The sequence below is a fragment of the Pseudoalteromonas sp. Angola-7 genome (genome assembly GCF_028599255.1).
GTDB lineage: Bacteria > Pseudomonadota > Gammaproteobacteria > Enterobacterales > Alteromonadaceae > Pseudoalteromonas > Pseudoalteromonas atlantica.
This window is the reverse complement of the sequence record NZ_JAQREL010000010.1, coordinates 144,076-159,333: the sequence shown is the minus strand read 5'-3', so window position 1 is coordinate 159,333 and position 15,258 is coordinate 144,076. Positions and strand designations below refer to the sequence as shown.

At 42.2% G+C, this 15,258-nt stretch carries 13 protein-coding genes; 10 read left to right on the top strand and 3 right to left on the bottom strand.

The annotated features are described in order from the left end of the window. Window positions 1-5,853, top strand: a 5,853-nt coding sequence (locus tag PSH50_RS14255; RefSeq protein ID WP_273609785.1) for an Ig-like domain-containing protein, incomplete at its 5' end; no start/stop codon positions are given. Window positions 5,854-6,251: 398 nt separating this feature from the next. Here the strand turns inward: PSH50_RS14255 and flgN are convergent. The 3 genes from flgN to flgA all read right to left on the bottom strand — a co-directional run bounded on the left by flgN (window position 6,252) and on the right by flgA (window position 7,783). Continuing rightward, complete coding sequence (gene flgN, locus PSH50_RS14250; protein ID WP_055016782.1) at window positions 6,252-6,683, bottom strand: flagellar protein FlgN; 432 nt, start codon at window positions 6,681-6,683, stop codon at window positions 6,252-6,254. Continuing rightward, a complete protein-coding gene (gene flgM / locus PSH50_RS14245) occupies window positions 6,676-6,999 on the bottom strand; it encodes a flagellar biosynthesis anti-sigma factor FlgM (protein ID WP_055016783.1) in 324 nt (107 codons plus the stop codon). Before flgM ends, flgN begins: the two co-directional genes overlap by 8 nt. A 76-nt stretch (window positions 7,000-7,075) precedes the next feature. Then, entirely contained in the window at window positions 7,076-7,783 is a 708-nt protein-coding gene (gene flgA, locus PSH50_RS14240; RefSeq protein ID WP_138612317.1) for a flagellar basal body P-ring formation chaperone FlgA, read from the bottom strand. Window positions 7,784-7,923: 140 nt separating this feature from the next. Here flgA and PSH50_RS14235 point away from each other — a divergent pair, with 140 nt between their 5' ends. From PSH50_RS14235 to flgH, 9 genes are all read left to right on the top strand, one after another. Further along, window positions 7,924-8,856: a chemotaxis protein CheV gene (locus PSH50_RS14235; protein WP_004588013.1), complete on the top strand. Its 933-nt coding sequence runs from the start codon at window positions 7,924-7,926 to the stop codon at window positions 8,854-8,856. Window positions 8,857-8,877: 21 nt separating this feature from the next. Continuing rightward, window positions 8,878-9,708 (top strand): protein-glutamate O-methyltransferase CheR, encoded by an 831-nt coding sequence (locus PSH50_RS14230; RefSeq protein ID WP_273587032.1) that lies wholly within the window; start codon window positions 8,878-8,880, stop codon window positions 9,706-9,708. Window positions 9,709-9,851: 143 nt separating this feature from the next. After that, window positions 9,852-10,259, top strand: a complete 408-nt coding sequence (gene flgB, locus PSH50_RS14225) for a flagellar basal body rod protein FlgB (RefSeq protein ID WP_029773927.1) — start codon at window positions 9,852-9,854, stop codon at window positions 10,257-10,259. Window positions 10,260-10,264: 5 nt separating this feature from the next. Next, window positions 10,265-10,696: a flagellar basal body rod protein FlgC gene (flgC, locus tag PSH50_RS14220; RefSeq protein ID WP_004588016.1), complete on the top strand. Its 432-nt coding sequence runs from the start codon at window positions 10,265-10,267 to the stop codon at window positions 10,694-10,696. A 13-nt stretch (window positions 10,697-10,709) separates the two neighbouring features. Next, window positions 10,710-11,390: a flagellar hook assembly protein FlgD gene (locus PSH50_RS14215; RefSeq protein WP_055016786.1), complete on the top strand. Its 681-nt coding sequence runs from the start codon at window positions 10,710-10,712 to the stop codon at window positions 11,388-11,390. 58 nt (window positions 11,391-11,448) lie between these two features. After that, window positions 11,449-12,819 carry a flagellar hook protein FlgE gene (gene flgE, locus PSH50_RS14210; protein ID WP_138540805.1) on the top strand — a complete coding sequence of 457 codons (1,371 nt, stop codon included), beginning with the start codon at window positions 11,449-11,451 and terminating at the stop codon, window positions 12,817-12,819. A gap of 175 nt (window positions 12,820-12,994) precedes the next feature. Continuing rightward, window positions 12,995-13,738, top strand: coding sequence for a flagellar basal body rod protein FlgF (locus tag PSH50_RS14205; protein ID WP_055016788.1), 744 nt, complete (start codon window positions 12,995-12,997; stop codon window positions 13,736-13,738). Window positions 13,739-13,759: 21 nt separating this feature from the next. Further along, entirely contained in the window at window positions 13,760-14,548 is a 789-nt protein-coding gene (gene flgG, locus PSH50_RS14200; RefSeq protein WP_004588020.1) for a flagellar basal-body rod protein FlgG, read from the top strand. 20 nt (window positions 14,549-14,568) lie between these two features. Continuing rightward, window positions 14,569-15,252, top strand: coding sequence for a flagellar basal body L-ring protein FlgH (flgH, locus tag PSH50_RS14195; RefSeq protein WP_273587033.1), 684 nt, complete (start codon window positions 14,569-14,571; stop codon window positions 15,250-15,252). Window positions 15,253-15,258 lie beyond the last annotated feature (6 nt).

The window sequence follows — 15,258 nt, the reverse complement described above, 5'->3', positions numbered from 1 at the left end:
TTTACCGATGCAGCCAATGCCGTACAAACTATTGATGTACAAACCGATGCCAATGGTAATTGGAGTGCCACCCCAGCGACTGATTTAGCCGAAGGTAACTACAGTGTCAGTGCTAGCATCACGGATGTAGCGGGTAACACGGGCACAGGGACAGACAGCGGCGAAGTGGATGTAACGCCACCGACTTTAGAGATCATTCCTTCGTTTGCCCTAGGCAATTTAGTCTCTCTTTCAGGGGATTCTGATTTACCAGAAGGGTCAGTGATCACAATTACCGAGTATTTAGTCGGTGGTTTAGTGGGCGCAACGTACACTGCTACCACGAATGCTGATGGCACATGGGGACTTGCCAACATAACAGTACCTTTGCTTAGTCTTGCGTATGTTACTGCAACTGCAAGTGATGCAGCCGGCAATGTTGCGAGCGTCAACTCACTTAATTTTGATAATGAAGCACCTGCGCTCACTGTGACTGTTGATGCCTTATCGAACGATGCAACGCCTGTGATCTCTGGTGTTACTGATATGGTTCAAGGAACCGAGGTAGAACTAACCGTTGTAGATAGTGCAGGTCAAAGCCAGCAATTTACGGCCATAGTTCAAGCTAATGGAAGTTGGTCTGTTGAAGTGCCAACCGAGTTAGCACAAGGGCAGTACACTGTTACCGCAGAGGTAAGAGACGATGTGGGTAATTTAACCACTGAGCAAGCACAAGGTGAAATAGACAGCATAGCACCTACTCTTAGCGTTAATCCTATCGACACTACAGCAGATACAACGCCAACCCTATCAGGCACTAGTGATGCTATAGGTGCTGATGTAATAATTAGCATTGATGGCCAAACCTTTTTTGCGGTAGTAGATGCTGATGGAAATTGGCAGGTAGAGGTACCAACTGCACTTACCGATGGTAACTATACGGCGCAAATTAATGTTGCTGACGACGCCAATAATATCACTAACACAACAATCGACTTAACAATTGATACTCAGATACCAATAGTCGCATTGGACGACATAACCGTATTTAACACAGATACGCCAGTTATTAGTGGTACATCTGGTGAACCTATTGGCACAAATGTAGATATTGTTATTACAGATAGTAATGGTGATACGCATACGTTAGCTGCTACGGTTGATGCAAATGGTAATTGGCAAACAACAGCGCCTAATTTACCTGAAGGAAATTACAGTGTTGTTGTTAGTATTACCGACGATGCTAATAATACAGGTTCAGCGACTGGAACAGGGCTTGTTGATACTCAAGCACCAACCATTAACATTGACGCATTAGGTACAATTAATAGCAGCACGCCTACTATTTCAGGTACATCTAATGAGGTTGAAGGTACTACAATTAATGTCACAATTACTGATGGTGATAGCACTGATACCTACGCAACGACTGTGGGAGCAGGCGGGGCCTGGAGTGTTGATGTAACCACGCCATTAACTGATGGACAAGTGACAGTTTCAGCAAGCATTACTGATACTGTAGGTAACAGTAGTGAAGCAAATGCTACTGCCACGCTTAATACTAATGCACCTACCATTAATATAAACACTATTGTTGATACAAACGATCAAACACCTACGCTTTCTGGGTCAAGTAGTGCTGCAAATGGTACGCTAGTTACGGTTACTATTACCGATGTTAATAATGTCTCGCACACGGTTACAACAACTGTAACTGGTAATGCATGGAGTGTAGATGCGACAAATATCCTTCCTGAGGGCACGTTTACTGTTTCAGCCAGTGTGACTGAAGGTGGCTTAACCAGCAGTGCAACAGATACAGGGCTGATAGATTTAACAGCCCCAGAATTGAATATTACACCGCTACTAACGAGTAATGATACAACGCCTACAATTTCAGGTACAAGTACAGCCCCACAAGGCGCGATAGTCGCTATTTTGATTACAGATAGCTTAGGCGCAGAGCAAACAGTTAATGCCACAGTAGGTGCAAATGGCACATGGTCAGTTGCAGCTCCTTTATCGCTTAGCGAAGGCACGTATACTGTTACTGCATCAACAAGTGATACCGCGGGCAACCCTGTAAATACTAGCACTACCGGTGTGGTTGATATAACCGCACCAGTGGTTAGCATTAACGATATTGTAGGTAGTACAGATTTAACACCTAGCGTTTCTGGCAGTGTAACAGGTGCAGCCGTAGGAGATGTGGTTGCTGTGGTATTTACCGACTTCCAAGGTAATGCGCATACAGTCAATACAACGGTGCAAGCCGGTGGGACTTGGTCAGTAGAGGCAAGTAATACTCTTTCACAGGGAGCATATTCAGTTGAGGTATTTATTACTGATAATGCCGGAAATACAGGTAGCAATACCACTAACGCAAATATAGATACAATTGCGCCAGAAATTAGTATTGATCAAAGTTCATTAATACTTACCCAAGACAGCACGCCATTAATTAGTGGCACATCAAACGAGCCAAATACAAACGTTATTGTTACGTTTACGGATTCAGTTGGTGCATCGCACCAAATTACCGTACAAACGGATGCAAATGGAGACTGGCAAGCCGCTGCCGATAACATTTTAGCTGACGGTGTCTACAGTGTTACGGCTACGATTACTGATAGTGCAGGAAATACTTCGGTAGATAGTAAAACGGGTGGCGAAGTAGATACAGTAGGGCCAGAGCTTACTATTGTGCCTTCGTTCTTGCTAGGGCAGCTTATTTCTTTATCTGGTACATCTGATTTAGGTGAAGGCAAAACCGTTACGGTAACTCTAGAGCTTGCAGGTGATTTACTTGACTTAACATACGATGTTACCACCGATGCCAATGGTGATTGGGAATTACTAGGCCTAGCGGTTAATGTTATTGGCCTATCAGTTGTAGAAGCCTCTGCGACTGATGATGCAGGTAACACAACCACTATAACTACGGCTGATGTTGATGCGTCAACGCCATTACTTAATGCAGTGGTTGACTTTGTTACAGGGCAAGGGGATTTACCAATCATTAGCGGTACGACCGACCAAGCCCCAGGCACCGAAGTACTTGTTGAAGTCATTGATAGTGATAACGTTGTGCAAGAACTCGTTGCAATAGTACAGGCAGATAACTCATGGGCAGTACAAGTTCCTCAATCACTTGCTGAGGGCGTGTTTACTGTAACTGTAAATGTATTAAGTGAAGTTGGGATCACAGCGACACAGCTAATTAGTAGTGTAGTAGATACCATCTCGCCAACACTTGATTTACAAGTAATTGGTACAACGTCAGATTCTACTCCAATAATTCAAGGAACCAGTGATTTAATTAATGGTGTGGTAGAAATTCAGTTAGACGGCGGCTCAGTACTAACCACAACAGTGAATGCAGCAGGTCTATTTTCACTAGAAGTCGATGCGCTGACTGAAGGGCAGCATGTTGCCAACGTGAGTATCACTGATGATGCTGGCAATGTAGTAACGCAAACGCTTGAGTTTGTTGTTGATACGTTAGTACCTGTGGTAGATATTTTACCGTTGAACATCAGCAATACTGACATACTAACTATTTCGGGTACTTCAGAGGAAGCTCCGGGTACGGACATTGATGTAACTGTGGTAGATAGTAACGGCAACGCAACAGTATTTGATGCCCTTGTTGGGAGTGATGGCACGTGGTCGTTATTAACCACGAGCCTACCTGATGGTATATATAGTGTATTTGCAAGTATTACTGATGCTGCGGGTAATGTAGGCCAATCTGCTACTGAGCAAGTGACGATTGATACCATACCGCCATCGTTAGAAATAGATGCCTTTGGTGTACTTAACACGCTAACGCCAACTATTACTGGCACCAGTGACGAAGAGGCTGGTAGCTTAATTACGGTTAATATTACCGACTCTACAAACACACTTTATGAAGTTACTACAACAGTATTAGGCGATGGCACGTGGCTTATTGTTGCACCTGCACTTGCTGAAGGCGAATTAACCATAGAAGCCATTAGTATTGATGATGCAGGTAATATAGCAACGGTGACGCAAACGGGCGTTGTGAGCACCACTTTACCGAGTCTATTAATCAACCCAATAATAGATACAAGCGATACAACTCCTACTATTAGTGGTACTACCGATGTAATAAACGGTAATGTAGAGGTTGTTATTACAGATAGTAGTGGTAATGCAACAACCTATAACACTCAAGCTATTGCTGGTGTATGGACATTAATACCGACCACTCCATTAGCTGAAGGTGCGTTTACGGTTGATGCGACAGTCGAAAACTTAAACCTTACAAGTTCTACAAGCCTAAGTGGCATTGTTGATTTAACACCGCCATCAATCGATATTGACCAGCTACCAGTGACTAATAACTCACTACCAACCATTACAGGTACAAGTGATGCACCAGCAGGTACAACACTGAGCGTGGTTATTACTGATGCTAATAATGATTCACAAACACTTACTGCCCAAGTTGCAGGCAATGGCGCATGGTCAGTAACAGCGACTACTCCATTAAGTGAAGGTAGCTTTAGTGCTACAGCATCCATAAGTGATACTGCGGGTAACTCTTCTAGCGATACTATGGTGTCAAGTACAGACTACACAGCGCCAACTGTCGTCATAGACCCAATATCGGTAGGGCAAGATACTACGCCTACTGTTACAGGCTCAGTAACGGGAAGCTTTGCAGGCGCGTTAGTAGTCGTTATGTTTACTGATTCAGCGGGTGCCACTCACAATGTTCAAACAACAGTTGGTCCTGATGGAACTTGGAGCGTGACCTCAGAAGAATTACTTCCTGAGGGTAACTACAGCGTAGATGTAAGCATTGCTGATAGCGCAGGTAATACAGGTACGCAATCCACAACTAGCGCAATTGACTCAGGTATTACAATTGACTCAGGACTCGCTCTAACCGCGGATCAAAGTCCACTTGTTACAGGAACTGCTGGTGCTGGAGAAACGATATTAGTCACCTTTAGCGGCCCCATTGAGGTCACTAAGCAAGTAACCGCTGATGCATCCGGGGCATGGAGCGCTTCGCCAGATACAGATTTAGTTGATGGCGCATACTCTGTAACAGCGGTAGCAACGGATACATCAGGCAATACAACTTCAAGCGGTAGCGTATCTGGGTTGGTTATTGATACAACACCAATAGGTTTTGAGGTTACTGATTTTAGTTCAGGAGTATTAGGTATTCTACTTCCATCAGTTGAAGGAACAACAGAGCCAGATACAGAAGTGTATATTATTGGCTCTTCATTATTGGGTGTTAACTTGCTCGGTCTAGATCTAGATGTATTAGAACTTTCAGCGAGCTTTACTTCAGATAACAATGGGGATTGGGGAGGGTTCTTAAACTTAGCTAATCTGAACATTGGTGGAGGGGAGCAATATTATTTCGTTACTGTTGATGAGGTAGGAAACTACTTAATCAAAAATACTGCTAATGAGATAGAACAGTCTGGCAATATATACACGTCACAATCTGGCTCAGGTGCTGGCGATACTATGCCTTCGTCATTTAGCGAAGAGTCGGCATTGGGAGATACGCAGAGCGATGGCGTGTTAAACACAGAAACGATAAACCTTGAAAATATAGGAAGTATGACAAGTTCATCTGAGCAAGTTGTACAAGTAAGCGAAACAGAGCCACTTAATTTAAACGATGTAATTATTGACTCTGAAACAGAGCAATTGCTTGCATTAAATAACTTACTTGACGAAGAAGGCTCTGCAATTGCTTATAGCCCTGCACAAAGTGGAGGACGTGTTGATGAGGCAGCGCCAGCCGTTGATGTTCAAAACCAATCAGAGGAAATGATTAAACACTTAATTGAAAATGGTAACAATCAAACGGATATATAATACCAACCCGCAATAATACTTAATCATTTTGTGGGGCTAAACGTGTCGTTATCAGCGTTAAAAAATTCTTATTTAGAACAACTAAATAGCGAGTTTTTTGCCTAGCTAACAACACGTTTTTCCAGCCTCAAAATAGATCACTTAATTAAGCGGATTGGTATAAATGGAGAGTACCCACTTCAGTTAAATAACTGAAGTGGGGCACTAATACTCATTTTATTAAAAGGTGGTTTGTTTTACCTGAGAAACTTATAATGCTGTTAGCGTTTTTTTAGCACGTTATAAAGGCTAAATATTTAAGACAACGGGTATTGTTTGGGTTAAATAGTAAACCTAAAAAAGCCCTTATTGAGACTTCAATAAGGGCTTTTTTAATAAATTTGGATAAATAAAAGCAGTTAAGCTTTTAGATTACGTACCAGCTTACTGTCGGTATTAACCACGCTACCGCCTTGATCGTAGGTCATACTAGTTGGGGCGCCTATTAAAATATCTTTAAGCTGTTTTACACTTAAGTGCGCTTGGCGGGCAGCGTGCGAGTTTACTTTATTTTGTTTTTGGCACTGCGCTAACTGCGCCTTAACTTGCGCTACTCGCTCAGTTACTTCAGGGGCATTTTCATCATTTGCAGCAAAAAGTTTATTCAACTCTTTATCAAGCTGCGTAAGCTTAGTTAAAAAAGACATTTTTTGTTGGGCAAGTTCTTTTAAACCTTCACCTCTACGAGAGGCAATAATACTAAGCTCTTCGTTTAACAGCGCATGTAACGAATCCAAGCAATTCACTTGTTCATTTAATTTAACGCTAATTAAACTATTGTGATCAGCCATATACGTTAAACTCAAAATCCGCTAAGTTTTTGGTCAGCTTTTCAGCATCGATTTGGTATTTACCTTCGGTAATCGCTTTTTTAAGCTCAGCAACTTTTTCACTGTCAAAGCCAGAAGACTGCTGCGCTTTATCTTGCAGTGTTTTTAACTGCTGTGCTTGTGGTGTTAGACTCACTGAGTCACTCGCAGCTTTCGGCGAAGGGGTGGGTGCTGTTTGTGTACTTGCAGCATTATCTTTTTTAATATCAACTTGTTGCTGTTTTGCGTTTGTAAGCGCATTAGCTTGTTGATTACTGCCATTAACTTGATTAACCATAATAATAAACCTGTATATTACCCAACTTATGCCAAGTTATCGGCATATACATAGGATACTTTAGTATAAATCGAAATTAAATATTAACTTGCACAGACTCTACACCATCTACGCGTGCATTCAAAATTTTACCGGACTTTTTATTCTTAATCTGCACTTGTTCACCTAAAGTGCCATCTTCAAGTGCTATACCTGTTGTTTTTATCCTAAGTCCTTTAATACTCGCATAAATATTTACGGCATCGCCCTTACAAACCATGCAAATTTGATTAAGTAAAACGGGCATACCGCTGCGTATATTTCGTTTACTGCGGCTGCCAATAAGCATTAAAGGGTCATCTAAATATTGAACTCTAACAAATTGTGAAGGCTTCATTTGTACACTTAAATGAGACTCAGTAATAACCTCCCCACGGGCCAGGTTTGCCGTGGCAACCACAACGGGTGCCATTTTTACTATTCTTACATGAACATACTGAGTCCAGCTTTGCGCATCGTTACACTTTATTTGTACAGTCACCTGACGTGTAAATGGCGGCTCATTTGGCACAACCAACTCTGGGTCATTTTCGCACACTCTATCAGGAATACGGCTATCAAGCGCAAGCGCGGTGATCTCCACATTTTTCTCAAGAGGTACGGTAACTTGTTCAGCAATATGAGAAATTGCAATTTGTTGTAATAAATCTTTACTAAACACTTTTGCATGCAAAGGTGTTGCTAAGCAGAGGCTAGCAAGAAAATAAAAAACACTGTATCTTCTGACTTTTTTTAACAAACTCATAATGTTTCGACTATGCTTATGGTTTCAAACAGGGTATAAATATTTTGCGTCAAACTTTAGACGCTCCCGCGATGTTATGTAGCTTTATAAACAGAAAGCAATTATCGTTCCGCATTACTTGTTTTCTTTAGGAGATTTGAATGGCAGGCATTTTAGACTCAGTAAACCAGCGCACCCAGTTGGTTGGGCAGAACCGCCTAGAATTACTATTATTTAAGCTCAGAGGGCGTCAGCGTTTTGGGATCAATGTATTTAAAGTAAGAGAAGTACTGCAATGTCCCCCTTTAACGAGTATGCCAAAATCAAATGCATACATTCGGGGAGTTGCGCATATTCGTGGTCAAACTATTTCAGTTATCGACTTATCTATGGCCGTAGGCGGCCGCCCGATTGAAAATGTAAAAGACAGCTTCATTATAATTGCAGAATACAATCGTTCTGTGCAGGGCTTTTTAGTCGGCGGCGTTGAGCGAATTGTTAACATGAACTGGGAAAAAATAATGCCACCCCCGTCGGGTGCAGGGCGTTATTCTTATCTAACGGCTGTTACCGAAATTGAAAACGAATTAGTCGAAATTCTCGATGTAGAAAAAATCTTAAACGAAATTTGTCCGGTAAATACAGAGGTTAGTGCAGATCTGGCGGCCGATAGTGCTATACAAAAAGACTTAGGCGAGCGTATTGTATTTATTGCCGACGATTCAGCCGTGGCTCGTAACCAAGTAAAAAGAGCACTCGAGCCGCTTGGCGTGCAAACCGAGCTTGCAAAAAATGGTAAAGAGGCTTTAGTTAGGCTTAAAGAAATCGCCGAGCTTGATTGTAAAAATGATATTACGGAGCGTGTAGGTTTACTTATCTCTGATGTTGAAATGCCTGAAATGGACGGCTATACATTAACAGCAGAAATTAAAGCTGACCCTAAATTAGCGCCTCTACATGTTATTTTACACACTTCTTTGAGTGGTGTATTTAATCAGGCGATGATTGAAAAAGTCGGCGCGGATGACTTTATAGCAAAATTTAACCCAGATGAATTGGCAACAGCAGTTAAAAAATGGGTTCATTGTGATTAAGCAACAATAGGTGTTAATAATTTGAATAATAAAGATTTGCAGCAAAGTGACTACGATCAGTTCCGCTCTTTTTTAGAGCAGCAATGTGGTATTGTGCTAGGCGAAAACAAGCAATATTTAGTAAAAAGTCGGCTTGCTCCGCTTATGGCTCGTTTTAATGTTGAATCTTTATCACAGTTAGTGAGTAAAACGCTTGCCCCCCATGAGCGGCAACTTAGAGCCGCAGTGGTTGACGCCATGACCACAAATGAAACATTGTGGTTTAGGGATCAATACCCATTTGAGCTGTTAAAAAATAAACTGTTTCCTGAGTTCAAAGACGCTCGCCGGCCAGTAAAAATTTGGTCAGCGGCCAGCTCTTCAGGTCAAGAGCCATATTCTATTGCCATGTCGGTTGCTGAGTTTCAAGCGCAGCAGCCGGGTGTGCTGCGTATGGGCGCACAAATTATTGGTACTGATATTTCCAATACAATGCTTGATATGTGTAAAAACGCTGAATATGATGCGCTGGCATTAGCGCGAGGGCTCTCAGCAGAACGCCGTAAAAAGTACTTTATGGATAGCGGCAATGGAATGGCAAAAGTTGTCGATTCAGTCAGAAAGCAGGTGAGCTTTAGACATTTAAACTTGCTCGACTCTTATGCCTTAATGGGCAAGTTCGATATTATTTTTTGCCGCAACGTACTTATTTATTTTTCACCAGAGGTTAAAGCAAAAATTATTAGCCAGTTTGCCCAAGCACTAAACCCAAAAGGGTACTTGTTTTTAGGTGCATCAGAGTCAATGACTGGCTTAAGTAACGAGTTCGACATGGTTCGTTGTAACCCCGGAATCATCTACCAAAAAAAATAACGCCTCTTCCTTCCCATTAAAAAACGACGCTCTGTGCGTCGTTTTTTCTTTAATAACAAACTCCTATAAAAAAGTAACCTTATTCAAAACTACTGGCTTATTAATTGCTTTAACTTAGTTAAGTCAATTTTTTGGAGAATGTTATGGCTATCAGTTTTGATAAAGCATTAGGTGTCCATCCGCATGCGATGTTGATCCGCTCACAGCGGGCAGAAGTGCTTGCCACAAATATAGCGAATGCTGATACGCCTGGCTATAAAGCAAAAGATATTGACTTTGCCTCTGCATTAAAAGCGGCAAGGTCAACTCAGCAAAGCGGCAATAGCATGGTCACAACCAATGAAAAACACATTGCTGGCGGTACTCGCAGCGTAGGTGGTTCTGAATTATTTCGCACTCCAAATCAAGGAGATACAGGCGATGGTAACTCAGTTGATATACAGGTGGAACGAAACTTGTATACACAGAATGCGATGGAGTATCAGGCAAGCCTGCAATTTTTAAGTAGTAAATTTAAGGGCCTGAATAAAGCGCTCGGTAGTCAAGGGTAATAATTATGAGTTTATATAATGTTTTTGATATTTCAGGCAGTGGTATGAGTGCGCAAAATGTGCGCCTAAATACTACCGCGAGTAATATTTCGAATGCTAATACAATAAGTTCATCCCAAGACAAAACATACCGAGCTCGCCAACCTGTATTTGCTGCCGAGCTGACTAAAGCGTCTGCCTCAGCCAGTAACCCTCAGGGCTCCGCTGTTGGTGTTAAAGTGTTGGGGATTGTTGAGAGTAACAAACCACTACAAATTGAATATAACCCTAATCACCCAAGTGCGGATGAAAATGGCTATATCTATAAACCCAACGTTAATGTTGTTGAGGAGATGGCAAATATGATCTCTGCCTCTCGCTCATATCAAACAAACGTGCAAGTTGCCGATGCAGCTAAGCAAATGTTAAGCAAAACGCTGTTACTTGGGCAGCGATAACCGAGGGTAGGTTATGAGTAACGATATTAGTACTAGTTCATCTTTTATGGACTCGATTACTTGGCAAGAGACTCAAGTAGCGACTTCCACTGAAGAGAGCGATGCGTTAACACAGGAAGATTTTTTCTCGTTGCTAACTCAGCAGCTATCGTATCAGGATCCGAGTAATCCGGCTGATAACGATCAGATGATTGCGCAAATGACTAATTTTACCATGGCGCAAGGTATCACAGATTTAAACACAAATTTTGAGTCGCTTGCCTCATCAATGACTTCAAACTCTGCTTTACAAGCATCAACCCTGGTTGGTAAACAAGCGCTTTTAGAATCTAATACGCTTGAACTTGGTGAAAGTGGCGAGGCAAAAGGGTCGGCAGTTGCTGAAGAAGCCGTTGATAATTTAAAAATCAAAGTCACAGATGCCTCTGGGCAACTGGTAAGAACTATCGATATGGGTTCGCAAGCAGCGGGTGCTGTGCGCTTTAGTTGGGATGGGAATAATGAATCTGGCGAACGCCTACCAGAGGGCGAATACACGATTACTGCAGAGGGCAGTACCAACGGCGAGTTTTCAAGCTTACCGGTAGCCACATTCAAAAACATTGAAAGCGTTAATATCAACGGCTCTAGTGGCATTATTATTAACACCAAAGAGGGTGCGGTTAGGTTGACGGATGTCGCAGAGATCGCATAACCATTTAAAAGTATTTCGCCTGCTAGCAGGCTATTAGATTAAAAGTTAGAGGTGAATTATGAGCTTTAATATCGCACTTACAGGCCTAGCTGCCGCTCAAAAAGACTTAGACGTAACAGCAAATAATATTGCTAACGTAAATACCACTGGTTTTAAAGAATCGCGGGCTGAATTTGCTGATGTATATGCTGCATCTGTGTTTAGCGCAGGTAAAACCAAAAATGGTGATGGTGTGCAAACAACCATGGTTGCACAGCAATTTCATCAAGGCTCACTGCAATTTACTAACAACTCGTTAGACTTAGCGATTACTGGCGAAGGTTACTTTGCAATGACCGATGATATTTCGTCGCAAGATTTAACCTATACTCGTGCAGGTGCATTTAAGCTTAATCAAGACAATTTTATGGTTGACGCCAAAGGTAATTACTTACAAGCTTTTCCGGTTGATGCATCAAGTGGGGACACCACATCGGTAAGTCTAAGTACAACTAACCCAATTCAAATTCCTGATTCATCTGGTTCGCCTCGCGCTACAGAAAACGTATTTTTGTCATTTAATTTAGATGCAACAGCAGATGCTACAGGCCTTGCTTTTGACCCTACATCAAATGGTACGTATAACTCGTCAACGTCTACAACCGTTTATGATTCACTGGGTGAGCCGCATATTCTTCAGTACTTTTTTGTTAAAGAAGAAGACGCTGCTGCAGGTGGTACTGATAACAGCTGGGAGGTATACGCCACCTTAGATGGGAAAGTTGTAGATGGTACATCAGGTGCAGAGCAAACAACTACACCTTATACACCGATAGCTACACTTGGCTTCGACTCTAGTGGTTTACCTGCGACAACCAACGGTATAGCAAATACTAACGCCACAACATTTGACGAAATTAATTTACCGGCAGGTGCAGGCACTGGTTTATCGTCAATGCTTGATAACGGCGCGACATTTCCAAGCACGGGTATTGAGTTAAATTGGCGCGATGAAAATAACACAGCAGGACGTATTCCCACTCAGTACTCAAGTGGTTTTGAAGTAAAAGCCCTTGACCAAGATGGTTCTACAGTCGGTCGTTTAGCGGGTATTGATATTGGTACAGACGGTAAAATTGTGGCCTCGTACAGTAATGGTGATTCAACCTACTTAGGGCAAGTGGCTATGGTACGTTTTCCAAACTCACAAGGTTTATCGCAAGTAGGCGATACCAGCTGGAAGCAAAGTATTGACTCTGGCGAGCCGGTAGCCGGTGAAGCAGGCTCGGGTACTTTTGGTAGTATTAATTCATCCGCACTTGAGCAATCAAATACCAACTTAACAAACGAATTAGTTGATTTGATTACCGCTCAACGTAACTACCAAGCAAACTCTCGAGCGCTTGAAGTTAACTCAACAATTCAGCAAAGTATTTTGCAGATTCGATAAGTTAACCTTATTTTTGGTTAAGATTTTAAGGCTGCATTTTTGCAGCCTTTTTTATACCTAATACCACAAATTAGCCTAGCTGAACCGTTCAATACCTTCCTTATATTGCGTCAAATTTAATCTGGCATCTATTTTGCATTTATCAACTCAGAGATTTTTTATGTGAGTCGATGTTATGGACAAAATGGTCTACATTGCGGCCTCTGGCGCTAAGCAAAGCCTACAGGGGCTTGCACTTAAAGCCAATAATTTGGCAAACGCAAATACCACAGGTTTTAAAGCTGACTTCGCGCAAGCGCGTTCTATGCAAGCATTTGGCGAGGGCTTGCCGACCCGAGTGTTTTCTATGCAAGAGCGACCTGGTTCTAACATGACCTCTGGCGGCATAATCGAAACAGGGCGAGATTTAGACATTGCCATGAGCGATAACGCCTGGCTCGCTGTTCAAGATGACTCAGGGAATGAAGCCTACACTAAAGTCGGTACGCTGAACATTACTGCACAAGGCATGTTAGTAACGAGCCATGGTCGTCAAGTTATTGGCGAAGGTGGCCCCGTAATTCTACCTGTCCCTATTGAAAAAATAAGCTTTAGTGCAGATGGCGCCATTCAGGTTCGCCCGCAAGGCGCACCAGCCAATTTTTTAGAAGAAGTAGACACGCTACGTGTTGTTGAAGGAAACAGCAGGCAGCTTGAAAAAGGTAACGATGGTTTATTTAGACCAGTACCTGGGCAAACCGTTGATACCTCTGAAAATGTAAAAGTGTTAAGTGGTGCACTGGAAATGTCTAACGTTAATCCAGTTCACGAAATGGTCGATATGATCAACCACCAACGTCAATTTGAGTTACAAGTAAAACTAATGAAAACAGCTGAAGAGATTGACGAACGTCAAGATCAGTTGATGCGCATAGTTTAACTTTAAAATGAGGGCATACTTATGAATCCTGCATTGTGGATAAGTAAAACAGGGCTAGACGCTCAACAAACTGATATTTCAGTTATTTCAAATAATTTGGCGAATGCCAGTACCGTAGGTTACAAAAAGAGCCGCGCTATTTTTGAAGATTTACTGTATCAAAACATCAACCAACCTGGCGGGCGATCATCACAAGATACTGAGTTACCATCAGGCCTAATGCTTGGTGCCGGTGCAAAAGTGGTTGCTAACCAAAAAGAGTTTACGCAAGGCAATATGCTTACCACTGAAAACTCACTTGATTGGATGATCTCAGGCGAAGGCTTTTTTGAAGTGTTGCAACCTGATGGCAATATTGCCTATTCGCGTAATGGACAATTTACTACCGATGAAGACGGCCGCATTGTTACTTCAGGTGCTGGCTTTGTTGTTCAGCCCGAAATGAATGTTCCCGATGATGCGCAATCAATTACGGTTTCTCAAGATGGTGAAGTATCTGTACGTGTTGCAGGGCAAGCCGATAATGTGGTGATTGGTCAGCTAACAATTAGCGACTTTATTAATCCATCTGGTCTTGAGCCAATTGGTCAAAACCTTTACACCGAAACGGCTGTTAGTGGGGCACCTGTGCAAGGTAATCCAGGCGTAGAAGGGTTGGGTACTATTATTCAGGGCTCGCTTGAAACATCAAACGTTAATGTAACAGAAGAACTGGTAAACCTTATCGAAACACAACGTGTTTACGAAATGAATTCAAAAGTAATTTCAGCCGTTGACGAAATGATGAGCTACATCAATCAACAGTTATAATCGTGCACAAGGGGATAGTTATGCGTAAAGTTATTTTATTTGCTGCAGGCACCATATTTTTAAGTGGCTGTGTTTCTACGCAAAATAGTGAAGTGGTTCAAGACGACCCATACTACGCACCCATGTACCCAGAGCCCGTAGCAGAGCCCGTTGTTGCAACAGGTTCGCTATTTAATACCAACACATTTAATGACCTGTATTCAGATAAAAAAGCGCTTAGAACAGGCGATATCATCACCGTCAAGCTTGAAGAGTCAACACAAGCTACAAAAGCCGCAAAAACTGAAACTGACAAAGAAACCGACGCCAGTTTGGACCCCATTATTGGATTAGGTGGCTTACCTGTAAATATAGGTGGCGACAGTATTCAGTTTGGTATTGGTAGTGATTCATCATTTACCGGTGACTCTAAATCAAATCAGTCAAACAGTTTAGTGGGTGATATTTCTGTAAATGTTATGCGTGTTTTACCCAATGGTAACTTAGTTATCCGTGGTGAAAAATGGCTAACACTTAACACTGGCGAAGAGTTTATTAGGCTCGAAGGGCTAGTTCGCCCGCAAGATGTAAGCGCCGATAACACGGTTGAGTCGAATAGAATTGCGAATGCCCGCATCCAGTATTCAGGTAAAGGGCAAACACAAGAGGCGCAAAGTCCAGGGTGGTTAACCCGTTTCTTCAGTAGCTCGTTATTTCCATTTTAAAGGATA